The sequence below is a fragment of the Streptococcus sp. GMD6S genome (assembly GCF_000297015.1).
In genome coordinates this window covers 31,263-47,517 of sequence record NZ_AJRH01000010.1, presented here as the reverse complement: position 1 = coordinate 47,517, position 16,255 = coordinate 31,263, and the positions used below count along the sequence as shown (strand labels likewise).

The following is a 16,255-nucleotide window of genomic DNA, read 5'->3' as shown; positions in this document are numbered from 1 at the left end:
CTGAAATCAAATTAACAAAGGATAAGGATGGAAACTGGCTGATTTCTCAAGAAGATTACCGTACTTTGGCGACAGAGTTGCTTGATGATACAGAAGGTTATGATAAAATTGTCCGTAAAAACTCAACTAAGTCTAATGATAAATCAACAGACAAGTCTTCAGATAAATCTTCAAACAAATCCACTGATAAATCAACAGACAAATCTTCAGATAAGAAAGATAAAAGCAATATCTAATCCTAAGATTTAAAAGAAAAACAAGTAGTCTTAATAAACTACTTGTTTTTTTATGAATTAGGATACAAAAATGTGGTGTGATAGTTAGAGTAACTCAGCCTTTCATTCCTATATATTGTTCTTAGAACGATAAAAAAACTGCATTGAGGTGCAGTTTTTCTTTTTTCTACGGAAGACATGGGATTCGAACCCACGCACGCTGTTACACGCCTACCGCGTTTCCAACACGGCCTCTTAAGCCTCTTGAGTAATCTTCCAATACTTACTCAAATAGTCTACCATAAAGCCACTTATCTTGCAATAAAAATTTTGGAAATAAGAAAAATGATAGAATTTGACAGAAAATGACAAAAAATGCTTGACTTTGGTAGAGAATGTGCTAGAATGAATAGTGTAAACGATAACAGGAGGTGATTTGGTGTTAAAAACTGAGCGGAAGCAACTGATTTTAGAGGAGTTAAATCAACATCATGTAGTTTCCCTAGAAAAATTGGTTAGTCTATTAGAAACATCAGAATCGACAGTACGAAGAGATTTGGACGAGTTGGAGGCGGAAAACAAGCTTCGCCGTGTACATGGTGGAGCAGAATTGCCCCACTCCTTGCAGGAAGAAGAAACCATCCAAGAAAAATCTGTCAAAAACCTTCAAGAGAAGAAGCTACTGGCTCAGAAAGCAGCCTCTCTTATTAAGGAACAAGATGTTATCTTTATCGATGCTGGAACGACAACTGCTTTTTTAATCAAGGAATTGGTTAATAAGAATATCACAGTCGTGACCAACTCCATTCACCATGCGGTTCAGTTGGTTGAAAAACAGATTCCAACTGTCATGGTTGGAGGAAGTGTCAAAATGGCAACAGATGCATGTATCGGTGGTGTTGCTCTTAACCAAATCAATCAATTGCACTTTGACCGTGCCTTTATCGGGATGAATGGTGTGGACGATGGTTATTATACGACTCCTGATATGGAGGAGGGAGCCGTTAAGCGTGCTATTTTAGAGAATGCCAAACAAACCTATGTCTTGGTGGATTCGTCAAAGATTGGTCAAACTTGCTTTGCCAAAGTAGCACCACTTAAACGCGCTATTGTCATCACAAGTCAAGGGCATGAGCTCTTGCAGGCTATTAAGAAGAAAACGGAGGTAATAGAAGTATGATTTATACAGTCACACTTAATCCATCCATAGATTATATTGTGCGCTTGGAGCAAGTTCAAGTCGGCAGTGTCAATCGTATGGACAGTGATGATAAGTTTGCTGGTGGGAAAGGAATCAATGTCAGCCGTGTTTTGAAGCGCTTGGGTATTCCAAATACTGCGACTGGATTTATCGGAGGTTTTACTGGTAAATTTATCACAGATACCCTTACAGAGGAAGAAATCGAAACTCGTTTTGTCCAAGTAGCAGAAGATACTCGCATCAATGTCAAGATTAAAGCAGACCAAGAAACAGAAATCAACGGGACTGGTCCAAATGTGGAACCGGCTCAGTTAGAAGAATTGAAAGCTATTTTGTCTAGTCTGACAGCAGATGATACGGTTGTGTTTGCAGGTTCGAGTGCTAAGAACCTAGGCAATGTTATCTATAAAGATTTGATTGCCTTGACACGCCAGACTGGTGCTCAAGTTGTTTGTGACTTTGAAGGACAGACCTTGATTGATAGTTTAGACTACCATCCACTTTTGGTTAAACCAAACAATCACGAACTTGGAGCTATCTTTGGAGTGAAACTCGAAAGTTTAGATGAAATCGAGAACTATGCTCGTCAGTTACTGGCCAAGGGAGCTCAAAACGTCATCATCTCTATGGCTGGGGACGGTGCTCTTCTTGTCACATCTGAGGGAGCTTACTTCGCAAAACCTATCAAGGGAACAGTCAAAAATTCAGTGGGAGCTGGCGACTCTATGGTCGCTGGATTTACCGGTGAATTTGTCAAATCTAAAGATGCAGTAGAAGCCTTCAAATGGGGAGTAGCTTGTGGAACAGCAACTACCTTCTCGGATGACTTGGCAACAGAGGAATTTATTAAAGAAACATATGAAAAAGTTGAGGTAGAAAAACGATGAAAATTCAAGACCTATTGAGAAAAGATGTCATGTTGCTGGATTTGCAGGCAACTGAAAAAACAGCTGTTATCGAAGAGATGATTAAAAGTTTGGTAGATCACGGTTACGTGACGGATTTTGAAACCTTTAAAGAAGGAATCTTAGCGCGTGAAGCTCTCACTTCCACTGGCTTGGGTGACGGAATTGCTATGCCTCACAGCAAAAACTCTGCTGTCAAAGAAGCAACGGTTCTCTTTGCAAAGTCAAACAAGGGTGTTGACTATGAAAGTTTGGATGGGCAACCAACAGACCTCTTCTTCATGATTGCAGCTCCAGAAGGTGCCAATGATACTCACTTAGCAGCCTTGGCAGAATTGTCTCAATACTTAATGAAAGACGGTTTTGCAGACAAACTTCGTCAAGTAACATCGGCAGATCAAGTTATCGAACTCTTTGACCAAGCTTCAGAAAAAGCTGAGGAACCTGTTCAAGCACCTGCCAATGACTCTGGCGACTTTATCGTAGCTGTTACAGCTTGTACGACAGGTATTGCCCACACTTACATGGCCCAAGAAGCCCTTCAAAAAGTGGCTGCTGAAATGGGTGTTGGGATCAAGGTTGAAACCAATGGTGCTAGCGGTGTTGGGAACCAATTGACTGCGGAAGACATCCGCAAGGCTAAAGCTGTTATTATCGCTGCGGACAAGGCTGTTGAGATGGATCGTTTCGATGGCAAACCATTGGTTAATCGTCCAGTTGCAGACGGTATCCGTAAGACAGAAGAATTGATCAACTTGGCTCTTTCAGGAGATGCTGAAGTTTATCGTGCTGTTAATGGAGCAAAAGCTGCAACAGCATCTAATGAAAAACAAAGCCTTGGTGGTGCTTTCTACAAACACTTGATGAGTGGTGTATCTCAAATGTTGCCATTCGTTATTGGTGGTGGTATCATGATTGCCCTCGCCTTCTTAATCGACGGAGCTTTTGGTGTGCCACAAGATAGTCTTGGCAATCTCGGATCCTACCATGAACTAGCTTCAATGTTCATGAAAATTGGTGGAGCAGCCTTTGGCTTGATGCTTCCAGTCTTTGCAGGCTACGTAGCCTACTCTATCGCTGAAAAACCTGGTTTGGTAGCTGGTTTTGTGGCTGGTGCTATTGCCAAAGAAGGTTTTGCCTTTGGTAAAATTCCTTATGCAGCAGGTGGTGAAGCAACTTCAACTCTTGCAGGTGTCTCATCTGGTTTCCTAGGTGCCCTTGTTGGTGGATTTATCGCAGGTGCCTTGGTTCTTGCTATCAAGAAATACGTTAAAGTTCCTCGTTCACTTGAAGGTGCTAAATCTATCCTTATCCTACCGCTTTTCGGAACAATCTTGACAGGATTTGTTATGTTGGCTGTCAATATTCCAATGGCAGCAATCAACACTGCTATGAATGACTTCCTAGGTGGTCTTGGAGGAGGTTCAGCTGTTTTTCTTGGTATCGTTCTTGGAGGCATGATGGCTGTTGATATGGGTGGGCCAGTTAATAAAGCGGCTTATGTCTTTGGTACTGGTACGCTTGCAGCGACTGTTTCTTCAGGTGGTTCTGTAGCAATGGCAGCAGTTATGGCTGGCGGAATGGTTCCACCACTTGCTATCTTTGTCGCAACCCTTCTTTTCAAAAATAAATTTACCAAAGAAGAACGCAACTCTGGTTTGACAAACATCATCATGGGCTTGTCATTTATCACTGAGGGAGCGATTCCATTTGGTGCCGCTGACCCAGCTCGTGCGATTCCAAGCTTCATCCTTGGTTCTGCAGTAGCGGGCGGACTCGTTGGTCTTGCAGGAATCAAACTCATGGCGCCACACGGAGGAATCTTCGTCATCGCTCTTACTTCAAATGCCCTTCTCTACCTTGCCTTTGTCTTGGTTGGTGCAATCGTAAGTGGTGTGGTTTATGGTTACCTACGCAAGCCACAAGCATAAAATGGATTAGAATAGAAAGATTGTTACCATTTGGTGCAATCTTTTTCTCTATTCGAAATGGCTGTGAAATATGGTATAATAGAAGAATGGCAAACAAGAATACTACAAAAACAAGACGGAGACCGTCTAAAGCAGAACTTGAAAGAAAACAAGCTATTCAGAGGATGTTGATTTCCTTAGGGATTGCTTTATTGTTGATTATTGCAGCCCTCAAGCTTGGTGCGGCGGGTATCACCCTTTATAATCTCATTCGACTGGTGGTCGGAAGTTTGGCCTATGTGGCCATTGGTGCCCTACTCATTTATCTTTTTTTATTTAAATGGATCCGCAAGCAAGAGGGGCTTCTGTCAGGATTTCTTTGTATCTTCGCTGGCTTGCTCTTGATTTTTGAGGCCTACTTGGTTTGGAAATATGGCTTGGAGCAGTCAGTTCTAAAAGGGACCCTGTCTCAAGTTATGACGGACTTGACTGGTATGCGAGTGACTAGCTTCGCTGGTGGAGGCTTGCTTGGTGTTGGACTCTATATCCCCATATCTTTTCTTTTCTCCAATATCGGATCGTACTTTATTGGAGTTCTCTTAATTCTAGTTGGGGCACTCTTAGTTAGTCCTTGGTCTATTTATGATGTTGCAGCCTTTATTGGAGCTCAGTTCAGATCCTTCATGGAAAAACAGGAACAGAGAAAACAGGAACGCTTCATCAAGAGAGAAGAAGAGAAGGCTCGTCAAGAAGCTGAAGAAGCAGCCAGAATTCAGAGAGAACAAGAAGAACAGGATGCATTACCGCTTCCTCCTGTAGATCCTGAAACGGGAGAAATCTTATCAGAGGTACCGGACTACGATTTCCCCCCAATTCCTGAGGAAGAATGGATCGAACCGGAGATTATCCTCCCTAAAACTGATTTTGACGTTCCTGATGTGGAAGAAGACTTTGAGGATGAAGAGGTACAGGTTGATTTTTCTGCTAAGGAAGCCCTTGAATACAAGCTACCAAGCTTGCAACTCTTTGCGCCAGATAAACCCAAAGATCAGTCCAAGGAAAAGAAGATTGTTCGAGAAAATATCAAAATCCTAGAAGAAACCTTTGCCAGCTTTGGTATCAAGGTGACGGTGGAACGGGCTGAAATCGGCCCATCAGTAACCAAGTATGAAGTCAAGCCAGCAGTTGGTGTACGGGTTAACCGTATTTCCAATCTGGCAGACGACTTAGCGCTGGCTCTTGCGGCCAAGGATGTTCGGATTGAGGCTCCAATCCCTGGTAAATCCTTAGTCGGAATTGAGGTTCCTAACTCTGAAATTGCGACCGTTTCCTTCCGTGAACTCTGGGAACAGTCTCAGACTAAACCAGAAAATCTCCTCGAAATTCCTCTAGGTAAGGCTGTCAATGGAACAGCTCGAACCTTTGACCTTTCCAAGATGCCCCACCTACTCGTTGCAGGTTCGACGGGATCAGGGAAGTCAGTCGCAGTTAACGGTATTATCGCTAGCATTCTGATGAAAGCAAGACCCGACCAGGTCAAGTTTATGATGGTGGATCCAAAGATGGTTGAGTTATCGGTTTACAATGACATTCCTCACCTCTTGATTCCAGTTGTGACCAATCCACGCAAGGCCAGCAAGGCTCTGCAAAAGGTTGTGGATGAGATGGAAAATCGTTACGAACTCTTTGCTAAGGTTGGAGTACGAAATATCGCTGGTTACAATGCCAAGGTCGAGGAATATAATAGCCAATCTGAGTACAAACAAGTACCGCTGCCTTTGATTGTTGTCATTGTGGACGAGTTGGCAGACCTCATGATGGTGGCTAGCAAGGAAGTGGAAGATGCCATCATTCGTCTCGGACAGAAGGCGCGTGCTGCAGGGATTCACATGATTCTCGCAACGCAACGTCCATCGGTTGATGTTATCTCTGGTCTTATCAAGGCCAATGTCCCATCTCGTGTGGCTTTTGCAGTTTCATCAGGTACAGATTCGCGAACCATCTTGGATGAAAATGGAGCTGAAAAACTGCTCGGTCGAGGAGATATGCTCTTTAAACCAATTGATGAAAATCACCCAGTCCGTCTACAAGGATCCTTTATCTCAGATGATGATGTTGAACGCATTGTAAATTTCATCAAGGCTCAGGCGGATGCGGACTACGATGATAGCTTTGACCCAGGAGACGTCCCTGAAAATGAAGGAGATTTCTCTGATAGTGAAGCTGGTGGCGATCCGCTCTTTGAGGAAGCCAAGGCTTTGGTTATCGAGACACAGAAAGCTAGTGCTTCTATGATTCAGCGTCGTTTGTCTGTTGGATTTAACCGTGCGACTCGCCTGATGGAAGAACTCGAAATGGCAGGTGTCATCGGTCCAGCTGAAGGAACCAAACCACGAAAAGTATTACAACAATAAAAAAATAGCTTCTTTCCAAATTTGGAAAGAAGCTATTTTGGTGATTACTGGTTCGTTTTAGTTTCAGAAGTCGTCGTATTTGACTGTGTTCCATTATCGCTTGTTTCTTTATTTGTAGCAGGTGTAGAAGAGTCCTGAGTTGTTGTTTTCTGCTCTTCTTTTTTCTCCTCTTTTTTATTGGATTGAGAAGTTTCTTCTTGCGTGGTATTTTCTTTAGTAGAAGTGTTGTCCCTGTTAGGTGTAGTATTTTCCTGAGGGGATTCCTTTTGAATTTCCTTGACAACAGTTGTTTGGGTTGTCGTCGGTTCTTTTTTGTTGTTTTTGTTATTGTCCATGGCGTTCATGATGGTAATAGTAGCGGTGATTAGACCAAGAATACTACCGATAGTAGCAATCGTTTTTTGAAAGACAGTAAATCCCTTTTTGATGTGTTCTGTTTTTGGTTTTGAAGTTCTACGATAGTTAGACATGATACTCTCCTTTAATTATGATTTATTATACCTCATTTCTTTAAAAAAATCTTAAAAAAAGAGAAACCTCCCTTTCTTGTCGCAGGTCTCTTTTCGTGATACAATAGAAGAAGTGATTTTAGAAAGCGTGAGAAAACATGATCTACTTTGATAATTCGGCGACAACCAAGCCTTATCCTGAAGCACTTGAAACTTACATGCAGGTCGCTTCAAAAATTGTAGGAAATCCGTCTAGTCTCCATCGTTTGGGAGATCAGGCAACACGAATTTTAGATGCTTCCCGGCAGCAAATTGCAGATTTGATTGGCAAGAAAAGTGATGAAATCTTCTTTACCTCAGGTGGAACAGAAGGAGATAACTGGGTCATCAAGGGTGTGGCCTTTGAAAAAGCCCAGTTTGGCAAGCACATCATTGTATCAGCCATTGAACATCCAGCAGTTAAGGAATCAGCCCTTTGGCTGAATAGTCAAGGTTTTGAAATAGATTTTGCTCCAGTTGATGAGAAAGGATTTGTGGATGTTGAAGCATTAGCAGATTTGATACGTCCTGATACGACTCTCGTCTCCATCATGGCAGTTAACAATGAAATCGGCTCTATCCAGCCTATTGAGGCTATTTCAGAACTCTTGGCAGATAAGCCGACCATTTCCTTCCATGTTGATGCGGTTCAGGCACTTGCTAAGATTCCGACTGAAAAATACTTGACGGATCGAGTGGATTTTGCGACCTTCTCAAGTCATAAATTTCATGGTGTCAGAGGTGTTGGATTTGTCTATATCAAGTCTGGTAAGAGGATCATGCCTCTTTTAACTGGTGGTGGTCAAGAGGGAGACTATCGTTCGACAACTGAAAATGTGGCAGGGATTGCTGCAACAGCCAAAGCTCTCCGTTTGGCTATGGAAAATCTAGACTTATTTACTGCTAAGACAAGCCAGATGAAGGCAGTCATTCGTCAAGCCCTTCTGGATTATCCAGATATTTTTGTCTTTTCAGATGAGGAAGACTTTGCCCCTCATATCCTGACTTTTGGGATTAAGGGTGTTCGTGGTGAAGTCATCGTTCACGCCTTTGAAGACTATGATATTTTCATTTCCACAACCTCTGCTTGTTCGTCCAAGGCAGGGAAACCTGCGGGGACCTTGATTGCCATGGGAGTGGACAAAGATAAGGCCCAGTCAGCTGTGCGTCTAAGCCTAGACTTGGAAAATGATATGAGTCAAGTCGAGCAGTTTTTGACCAAGCTAAAATTAATTTACAATCAAACTAGAAAAGTAAGATAGGAGCATTTATGCAGTATTCAGAAATTATGATTCGTTACGGAGAATTGTCAACCAAGCACAAAAATCGTATGCGTTTCATCAATAAACTTCGCAATAATATTTCAGACGTTTTGTCTATCTATCCCCAAGTTAAGGTAACGGCAGATCGCGACCGTGCCCACGCTTACCTCAATGGAGCTGACTATACAGCAGTTGCAGAATCGCTCAAACAAGTTTTTGGGATTCAAAACTTTTCTCCTGTGTATAAGATTGAAAAGTCAGTGGACGTTCTGAAGTCTGCTGTCCAAGAGATTATGAAGGAAATCTACAAGGAAGGGATGACCTTTAAAATCACTAGCAAGCGTAGCGACCACAACTTTGAATTAGATAGTCGTGAACTCAATCAAACTCTTGGTGGAGCTGTTTTCGAGGCTATTCCAAACGTGCAAGCTCAGATGAAAAATCCAGATATTAATCTTCAGGTTGAGATTCGTGAAGAGGCTGCCTATCTTTCCTATGAAACCTTTCGTGGAGCAGGAGGATTACCTGTGGGAAGTTCTGGTAAAGGCATGCTCATGTTGTCAGGAGGGATTGATTCACCTGTGGCAGGTTATCTAGCTCTTAAACGTGGGGTAGATATTGAGGCCGTTCACTTTGCCAGCCCACCATACACAAGTCCTGGTGCCCTTAAAAAAGCCCAAGATTTGACCCGCAAATTGACCAAGTTTGGGGGCAATATTCAGTTTATCGAGGTGCCTTTCACAGAGATTCAAGAAGAAATCAAGGCTAAGGCACCAGAAGCCTACCTCATGACCTTGACGCGTCGTTTTATGATGCGCATTACCGACCGTATCCGTGAGGTACGAAATGGTTTAGTTATCATCAATGGGGAAAGTCTTGGCCAAGTAGCTAGCCAAACTTTGGAAAGCATGCAGACTATCAACGCTGTGACTAGCACTCCCATTATTCGTCCCGTGGTTACGATGGACAAGTTGGAAATCATTGACATCGCGCAGGAAATCGATACCTTTGAAATTTCAATCCAGCCTTTTGAAGACTGCTGTACTATTTTTGCGCCTGACCGTCCTAAGACCAATCCTAAGATAGAGAATGCAGAGCAGTATGAAAAACGCATGGATGTTGAAGGCTTGGTTGAGCGAGCAGTGGCTGGGATTATGATTACTGAAATCACTCCCCAGGTTGAAAAAGATGCTGTCGATGAGTTAATTGACAATCTCCTCTAATCATAAAATCCAGAAGAATTCAAAAAAATAAATGAAAAAGTTAGTTATTTATCCTTAAAATGGACATTTACTGACTTTTTTTCTATTTTTATGGTATAATGAGATAAAATTTTGAATATAGAGAGTTTTCTGACAATGAATCATTCCTACTTTTACTTAAAAATGAAAGAACACAAACTCAAGGTGCCTTATACTGGAAAAGAGCGTCGTGTGCGTGTGCTTCTGCCAAAGGACTACGAGAAGGACACAGACCGTTTTTATCCTGTAGTTTACTTTCATGATGGGCAAAATGTCTTTTACAGCAAGGAGTCTTATATCGGACACTCTTGGAAGATTATTCCAGCCATTAAGCGGAATCCTGATATCAGTCGCATGATTGTCGTTGCCATCGATAATGACGGCATGGGGCGGATGAATGAGTATGCGGCTTGGAAGTTTCAAGAATCTCCTATCCCAGGCCAGCAGTTTGGCGGTAAGGGTGTGGAGTATGCCGAGTTTGTCATGGAGGTGGTCAAGCCTTTTATCGATGAAACCTATCGTACCAAAGCTGATCGCCAGCATACGGCTATGATTGGTTCGTCACTAGGAGGCAATATTACTCAGTTTATCGGACTAGAGTACCAAGACCGAATTGGTTGCCTAGGTGTCTTCTCATCTGCTAACTGGCTTCACCAAGAAGCCTTTAACCGCTACATCGAACGTAAAAAACTGTCGCCTGAACAGCGCATTTTTATCTATGTAGGAACAGAAGAAGCAGACGATACGGACAAGACCTTGATGGCTGGCAATATCAAGCAAGCCTATATCGACTCGTCGCTTCGTTATTACCGTGATTTGATTGCAGGTGGAGTACACTTGGATAATCTTGTCTTGAAAGTTCAGTCTGGTGCTATCCATAGTGAAATACCTTGGTCGGAAAATTTACCAGACTGTCTCCGATTTTTTGCGGAGAAATGGTAAGTTAGGAAAGGAGAAAGCCAATGCATATTGAAAACCTCAGCCACTGGAGTGGCAATCTCAACCGTGAAATGTATCTCAACCGTTATGGACATGCTGGGATTCCAGTTGTTGTTTTTGCTTCATCTGGTGGCAGTCACAACGAATACTATGATTTTGGCATGATTGATGCCTGTGCTTCCTTTATCGAAGAAGGGCGCGTCCAGTTCTTTACTCTCTCCAGTGTGGACAGTGAGAGCTGGTTGGCCACTTGGAAAAATGGTCATGACCAGGCGGAGATGCATCGTGCTTACGAACGTTACGTGATTGAGGAGGCCATTCCTTTTATCAAGCATAAGACAGGTTGGTTTGATGGCATGATGACGACAGGTTGCTCGATGGGGGCATATCATGCACTCAATTTCTTTCTCCAGCATCCAGATGTCTTTACCAAGGTGATTGCCCTCAGCGGTGTTTACGACGCACGTTTCTTCGTTGGCGATTACTACAATGATGATGCAATTTACCAAAACTCACCTGTAGATTATATCTGGAATCAAAACGACGGATGGTTTATCGATCGTTACCGTCAGGCAGAAATCGTCGTTTGTACGGGCCTTGGTGCCTGGGAACAAGATGGTCTGCCATCCTTCTACAAGCTCAAAGAAGCCTTTGACCAGAAACAAATTCCAGCCTGGTTTGCTGAATGGGGACACGATGTCGCCCACGACTGGGAATGGTGGCGTAAACAAATGCCCTATTTTCTTGGACACCTGTATCTATAAAAGGAGTTGCCTATGAATTACCTTGTTATTTCTCCCTACTATCCGCAAAACTTCCAACAGTTTACCATCGAGCTAGCCAATAAAGGCATCACCGTTTTGGGAATTGGTCAGGAGCCCTACGAACAACTTGATGAACCTTTGCGCAATAGCCTAACCGAGTATTTCCGTGTGGACAATCTTGAGAACATAGACGAAGTAAAACGTGCAGTAGCTTTTCTTTTCTACAAGCATGGCCCAATCGACCGCATTGAGTCCCACAATGAATACTGGCTTGAGCTGGACGCAACACTCAGAGAGCAATTCAATGTCTTTGGTGCCAAACCAGAGGATCTCAAAAAGACCAAGTTTAAGTCTGAGATGAAGAAATTTTTCAAAAAAGCAGGCGTCCCTGTGGTACCTGGTGCTGTTATCCATACGGAAGCAGATGTGGATAAAGCAGTGAACGAAATCGGTCTACCAATGATTGCCAAACCTGATAATGGAGTGGGAGCGGCAGCAACCTTTAAGCTTGAGACAGAAGACGATGTAAATCACTTTAAGGCTGAATGGGACCATTCAACCGTTTATTTCTTTGAAAAATTTGTCACTTCTAGCGAAATCTGCACCTTTGATGGGCTTGTGGACAAAGATGGCAACATCGTCTTTTCAACGACTTTCGACTACGCCCATACACCACTTGATCTCATGATTTATAAGATGGACAATTCCTACTATGTACTCAAGGATATGGATCCCAAACTGCGCAAGTATGGCGAGGCCATTGTCAAGGAATTTGGTATGAAAGAGCGCTTTTTCCATATCGAGTTTTTCCGTGACGGGGATGACTACATTGCCATTGAGTACAATAACCGTCCTGCAGGTGGCTTTACCATTGATGTTTATAACTTTACCCACTCCTTGGATCTCTACCGAGGTTATGCAGCTATTGTCGCAGGAGAAGAGTTCCCAGCATCAGAATTTGAACCTCAATACTGTCTAGCTACTTCACGTCGTGCCAATGCAAATTATGTCTATTCAGAAGAAGACTTGCTTGCTAAGTACAGCCAGCAATTCAAGGTCAAAAAAATCATGCCAGCAGCCTTTGCAGAGCTACAAGGGGACTACCTTTATATGTTGACCACTCCGAGTCGCCAAGAGATGGAGCAGATGATTGCAGATTTTGGTCAACGTCAAGAGTAACGAAAAGGATGAAAGGAGTTTGACTCCTTTTGTCCTTTTCTTAAAGATAAGTTAAATAAAGCGTTTTCCATAGATTCTTTTAGAAAAGATATTGCTAAAAGGCCTAAAAATTGATAGAATAAGGATTGTCTAAAAAAATTTAAGGAGAATCTATCAAATGGATTTTACATGGGCTATTAAATATGCCACAGAATTCTTGGGAACTGCTATTTTGATCATTCTTGGTAATGGTGCAGTTGCTAACGTTGAACTTAAAGGTACGAAAGGTCACCAAAGTGGCTGGCTCGTTATCGCGGTTGGTTATGGTATGGGGGTTATGATCCCAGCCTTGATGTTTGGTAATGTATCTGGTAACCACATCAACCCAGCTTTCACTCTTGGACTTGCTGTTAGTGGACTTTTCTCTTGGGAGCAAGTACCATATTACATCCTAGCACAAGTTTTGGGAGCAATCTTTGGTCAAGCTTTGGTTGTAGCGACTCACCGTCCTTACTACTTGAAGACAGAAAACCCTAACAATATCTTGGGTACCTTCTCAACAATTTCAAGCATCGACCATGGTACAAAAGAATCACGTTTTGCAGCTACTGTTAACGGTTTCCTCAATGAGTTTGTAGGTTCATTTGTTCTTTTCTTTGCAGCACTTGGTTTGACTAAAAACTTCTTTGGTGCTGAGGTTCTTCAATACATGAAACAAATGGCTACTCAAGCTGGACAAACTGTTGATTTAAGTGAATTGGCAGTAAAAGCTCAAGTAGCTCCACATACAGCTGCTGGGATCTCAGTTGCGCACTTGGCACTTGGTTTCCTAGTGATGGCCTTGGTAACTTCACTTGGTGGACCTACTGGACCTGGTTTGAACCCAGCTCGTGACTTCGGACCACGTCTTCTTCACGAACTCCTTCCAAAATCAGTTCTTGGTCAACACAAGGGTGATTCAAAATGGTGGTATGCATGGGTTCCAGTTGTAGCTCCAATTGCAGCGGCTATTGCGGCAGTAGCACTATTTAAACTACTTTACCTATAAGAAATGAAACTGGGGAATCCCAGTTTTTTTCTTGTAAAATTTCTAAATAAAATAGATATGGCTTGTAAAATATTCGAAAATCCTTTAAAATAAAAGAGTTGGAGGAATATATGAGTGTGAATGAGATAGTTCGGATCATTCCGACTGTGAAAGTTAATAACCGAAAATTAAATGAAAAATTTTACATTGAAACTCTGGGGATGAAACCTTTGCTGGAAGAGTCTGCCTTTCTTTCCTTAGGCGACCAGACAGCTACGGAGAGATTGATTTTAGAAGAGTCTCCAAGCATGCGAACACGCAGAGTTGAAGGGCTTAAGAAGCTAGCTAGACTCTTGATAAAGGTTGAAAATCCTTCTGAAATTGAGGGCCTTCTTTCTCAGATGAAGTCTCTTCCTCGCCTATTTAAAGGAAACCGAGGGTATGCTTTTGAGATTGTTTCACCTGAAGAGGATGTGATCCTTGTTCATGCAGAAGATGATATAAGAGATTTGGTTCCACTGGAAACTGTTCCTGAATTTTATTCAAATACAGGTATAAAATACATGAGCCAATTTGAGGTTTCTATGGAGTTGCGTTTGCCTGAGGAGACAGAGAGCTTACTTGATCCTGAAGGAGTAGCGCCAGTAATTACCTTTACGAAAGGGCAAGGACCAGATTTGGTTGTTGAAAACAATGTCACTTGGGACCTGACGATGTTAAAATTTTTAGTCAAGAATTTTGATTTAACCAGTCTTCGTCAGAAATTTGAAAAGACAGGCTACTTTGTCCCTAAGTCTGAAAAATTCTTCCTTGGTAAAGATACCAATAACATTGAATTGTGGTTTGAAGAAGCATGAAGTGGGAAAAAATTCTAAGAAAAATAGAAAATCAAATCGAGGCAGGGATTTATCCCGGGGCCTCTTTTGCGTATTATAAGGATGGTGAATGGAAAGAGTCTTATCTAGGATTGAGTGATCCAGAAAGAGACTTGAAGACAGAAAGTGGTTTGGTTTATGATCTAGCCAGTGTGAGTAAGGTAGTGGGAGTGGGGACGGTTTTTACCTTCTTGTGGCAGCAGGGCAAATTAGATATTGATCGACCGGTGACGGATTTTTTACCGGAGTGTGATTATCCTGATATCACTATACGGCAACTTTTGACCCATGCTACAGATTTAGACCCCTTTATTCCAAATCGGGACCTCTTGACTGCCCCTGAATTAAAAGAAGCCATGTTTCACCTCAATAGACGAAGTCAGCCAGCCTTCCTATACTCGGACGTTCACTTTTTACTTTTGGGCTTTCTTTTGGAAAAAATCTTTAATCAAGACTTGGATCAGATTATAGAAGAACAAGTTTTGGAAGCATGGGGGATGAAGGAGACCAAGTTCGGTCCCGTTGAGCAAGCTGTCCCAACAGTGAAAGGAGTGGAGGCCGGAAATATTCATGATCCCAAAGCCCGTCTATTAGGGAAACACGCAGGAAGTGCTGGTTTGTTTTCGACTGTTAAGGATCTGCAGATCTTTCTGGAACATTACTTGAAAGATGATTTTGCTGCAGAATTGAGCCGAAATTTTTCTCCCTTAGATGATAAGGAGCGGTCCCTAGCCTGGAATTTGGAAGGAGCCTGGCTCGACCATACGGGCTATACTGGTACCTTTATCATGTGGAATCGAGAGAAACAAGAAGCTACTATCTTTTTATCCAATCGAACGTATGAGAAGGATGAGCGTACCCAGTGGATAGTTGACCGAAACCAAGTGATGGAAATGATTCGTCAAGAGGAGTAGGGGGAAGCATGTCGAAAACCGTAAAAGGAACTCTGTATACAGTAGTGGCAGGGATTGCTTGGGGCTTGTCTGGAACCAGTGGCCAATACCTGATGGCACACGGGATTTCTGCTTTAGTCTTGACCAATTTGCGACTTATCATTGCAGGCTTGGCACTGGTGTTCTTATCCTATACGACTTCAAAGGATAAATTCCTTTCTTTTTTAAAAGACAAAAAAAGTCTGCTATCTCTGTTGCTATTTGCAGTTTTTGGACTTTTCTTAAACCAGTTTGCCTATCTTTCTGCCATTCAGGAAACCAATGCTGGAACGGCGACAGTTCTCCAGTATGTATGCCCCGTTGGGATCTTGGTTTATACCTGTATGAAGGATAAGGTAGCTCCGACACTGGCTGAGATTATTTCGATTGGATTGGCTATAGGAGGAACTTTTCTGATCGCGACGCATGGGAAAGTCGACCAGTTGTCTGTCACACCCCTAGGTCTGTTCTGGGGCCTCTTTTCAGCCTTGACCTATGCCCTCTATATTATCCTTCCCATCGTTTTGATTAAGAAGTGGGGCAGTATTTTGGTGATTGGTGTCGGGATGGTTATTTCTGGTGTAGTGGCTATTCCCTTCACAGGAGTCTTACAGGCCAGCATACCAACCAGCTTAGATTTTCTCTTTGCATTTGCTGGGATTATCATCATCGGAACGGTCTTTGCATATACAGCTTTCCTAAAGGGAGCTAGTCTGATAGGCCCTGTTAAGTCTAGTTTATTGGCTTCCATAGAGCCAATTTCTGCCGTTTTCTTTGCCTTTCTGATTATGAAGGAACAGTTTTATGCGATTGATTTTATAGGTATGGCTATGATTTTACTAGCCGTGACCATTATTTCATTGAAAGATTTACTGTTGGAAATAAAGAGTAAGTAATTAAAAAATCCACTCAATCGAGTGGATT

14 protein-coding genes, 1 tRNA gene and 1 pseudogene are annotated in these 16,255 nt (G+C 42.5%); 14 read left to right on the top strand and 2 right to left on the bottom strand.

The window, feature by feature from the left end:
- Nucleotides 1-236, top strand: a pseudogene (locus tag GMD6S_RS03000) (hypothetical protein); the annotation flags it as partial.
- A 169-nt stretch (nt 237-405) separates the two neighbouring features.
- Here the strand turns inward: GMD6S_RS03000 and GMD6S_RS02995 are convergent.
- Nucleotides 406-493: transfer RNA gene (locus tag GMD6S_RS02995), tRNA-Ser, on the bottom strand.
- 161 nt (nt 494-654) lie between these two features.
- Between GMD6S_RS02995 and GMD6S_RS02990 the strand changes: the two genes are divergently transcribed.
- From GMD6S_RS02990 to GMD6S_RS02975, 4 genes are all read left to right on the top strand, one after another.
- Nucleotides 655-1,395, top strand: a complete 741-nt coding sequence (locus GMD6S_RS02990; protein ID WP_000920660.1) for a DeoR/GlpR family DNA-binding transcription regulator — start codon at nt 655-657, stop codon at nt 1,393-1,395.
- Nucleotides 1,392-2,303 (top strand): 1-phosphofructokinase, encoded by a 912-nt coding sequence (gene pfkB, locus GMD6S_RS02985; protein ID WP_000640823.1) that lies wholly within the window; start codon nt 1,392-1,394, stop codon nt 2,301-2,303. Before GMD6S_RS02990 ends, pfkB begins: the two co-directional genes overlap by 4 nt.
- Nucleotides 2,300-4,252, top strand: a complete 1,953-nt coding sequence (locus GMD6S_RS02980) for a PTS fructose transporter subunit IIABC (RefSeq protein WP_000701469.1) — start codon at nt 2,300-2,302, stop codon at nt 4,250-4,252. Before pfkB ends, GMD6S_RS02980 begins: the two co-directional genes overlap by 4 nt.
- Before the next feature lie 86 nt (nt 4,253-4,338).
- A complete protein-coding gene (locus tag GMD6S_RS02975; RefSeq protein WP_001284602.1) occupies nt 4,339-6,645 on the top strand; it encodes a DNA translocase FtsK in 2,307 nt (768 codons plus the stop codon).
- A gap of 44 nt (nt 6,646-6,689) precedes the next feature.
- Here GMD6S_RS02975 and GMD6S_RS02970 read toward each other — a convergent pair whose 3' ends face one another.
- The gene (locus tag GMD6S_RS02970; RefSeq protein ID WP_000073919.1) at nt 6,690-7,115 is read right to left on the bottom strand and encodes a DUF6556 family protein; all 426 of its coding nucleotides are present in this window, start codon (nt 7,113-7,115) and stop codon (nt 6,690-6,692) included.
- Nucleotides 7,116-7,252: 137 nt separating this feature from the next.
- Here GMD6S_RS02970 and GMD6S_RS02965 point away from each other — a divergent pair, with 137 nt between their 5' ends.
- The 9 genes from GMD6S_RS02965 (at nt 7,253) to GMD6S_RS02925 (ending at nt 16,227) form a co-directional block, all read left to right on the top strand.
- Nucleotides 7,253-8,395, top strand: coding sequence for a cysteine desulfurase family protein (locus tag GMD6S_RS02965; RefSeq protein ID WP_000638938.1), 1,143 nt, complete (start codon nt 7,253-7,255; stop codon nt 8,393-8,395).
- Between the two features lie 8 nt (nt 8,396-8,403).
- Entirely contained in the window at nt 8,404-9,618 is a 1,215-nt protein-coding gene (gene thiI, locus GMD6S_RS02960) for a tRNA uracil 4-sulfurtransferase ThiI (protein ID WP_001200090.1), read from the top strand.
- A gap of 135 nt (nt 9,619-9,753) precedes the next feature.
- A complete protein-coding gene (locus GMD6S_RS02955; RefSeq protein WP_001016817.1) occupies nt 9,754-10,578 on the top strand; it encodes an alpha/beta hydrolase in 825 nt (274 codons plus the stop codon).
- A gap of 20 nt (nt 10,579-10,598) precedes the next feature.
- Entirely contained in the window at nt 10,599-11,339 is a 741-nt protein-coding gene (locus tag GMD6S_RS02950; protein WP_000546816.1) for an esterase family protein, read from the top strand.
- Nucleotides 11,340-11,351: 12 nt separating this feature from the next.
- Nucleotides 11,352-12,518 (top strand): ATP-grasp domain-containing protein, encoded by a 1,167-nt coding sequence (locus GMD6S_RS02945; protein ID WP_001108612.1) that lies wholly within the window; start codon nt 11,352-11,354, stop codon nt 12,516-12,518.
- Nucleotides 12,519-12,675: 157 nt separating this feature from the next.
- Nucleotides 12,676-13,545: an aquaglyceroporin Gla gene (gla, locus tag GMD6S_RS02940; protein ID WP_000348116.1), complete on the top strand. Its 870-nt coding sequence runs from the start codon at nt 12,676-12,678 to the stop codon at nt 13,543-13,545.
- 110 nt (nt 13,546-13,655) lie between these two features.
- Nucleotides 13,656-14,381: a CppA N-terminal domain-containing protein gene (locus tag GMD6S_RS02935; protein WP_000115585.1), complete on the top strand. Its 726-nt coding sequence runs from the start codon at nt 13,656-13,658 to the stop codon at nt 14,379-14,381.
- Nucleotides 14,378-15,313 (top strand): serine hydrolase domain-containing protein, encoded by a 936-nt coding sequence (locus GMD6S_RS02930; RefSeq protein WP_000870771.1) that lies wholly within the window; start codon nt 14,378-14,380, stop codon nt 15,311-15,313. The genes GMD6S_RS02935 and GMD6S_RS02930 overlap by 4 nt, the downstream gene beginning before the upstream one ends.
- Nucleotides 15,314-15,321: 8 nt before the next feature.
- Complete coding sequence (locus tag GMD6S_RS02925) at nt 15,322-16,227, top strand: DMT family transporter (RefSeq protein WP_000047999.1); 906 nt, start codon at nt 15,322-15,324, stop codon at nt 16,225-16,227.
- Nucleotides 16,228-16,255: the final 28 nt, after the last annotated feature.

Bases quoted from the DNA above. Each gene is read 5' to 3' on its own strand.
- GMD6S_RS02970 (WP_000073919.1), bottom strand. From the start codon at position 7,115: ATGTCTAACTATCGTAGAACTTCAAAACCAAAAACAGAACACATCAAA.
- GMD6S_RS02965 (WP_000638938.1), top strand. From the start codon at position 7,253: ATGATCTACTTTGATAATTCGGCGACAACCAAGCCTTATCCTGAAGCA.
- GMD6S_RS02925 (WP_000047999.1), top strand. From the start codon at position 15,322: ATGTCGAAAACCGTAAAAGGAACTCTGTATACAGTAGTGGCAGGGATT.
- gla (WP_000348116.1), top strand. From the start codon at position 12,676: ATGGATTTTACATGGGCTATTAAATATGCCACAGAATTCTTGGGAACT.
- pfkB (WP_000640823.1), top strand. From the start codon at position 1,392: ATGATTTATACAGTCACACTTAATCCATCCATAGATTATATTGTGCGC.
- GMD6S_RS02930 (WP_000870771.1), top strand. From the start codon at position 14,378: ATGAAGTGGGAAAAAATTCTAAGAAAAATAGAAAATCAAATCGAGGCA.
- GMD6S_RS02975 (WP_001284602.1), top strand. From the start codon at position 4,339: ATGGCAAACAAGAATACTACAAAAACAAGACGGAGACCGTCTAAAGCA.
- GMD6S_RS02955 (WP_001016817.1), top strand. From the start codon at position 9,754: ATGAATCATTCCTACTTTTACTTAAAAATGAAAGAACACAAACTCAAG.
- thiI (WP_001200090.1), top strand. From the start codon at position 8,404: ATGCAGTATTCAGAAATTATGATTCGTTACGGAGAATTGTCAACCAAG.
- GMD6S_RS02950 (WP_000546816.1), top strand. From the start codon at position 10,599: ATGCATATTGAAAACCTCAGCCACTGGAGTGGCAATCTCAACCGTGAA.
- GMD6S_RS02935 (WP_000115585.1), top strand. From the start codon at position 13,656: ATGAGTGTGAATGAGATAGTTCGGATCATTCCGACTGTGAAAGTTAAT.
- GMD6S_RS02980 (WP_000701469.1), top strand. From the start codon at position 2,300: ATGAAAATTCAAGACCTATTGAGAAAAGATGTCATGTTGCTGGATTTG.
- GMD6S_RS02945 (WP_001108612.1), top strand. From the start codon at position 11,352: ATGAATTACCTTGTTATTTCTCCCTACTATCCGCAAAACTTCCAACAG.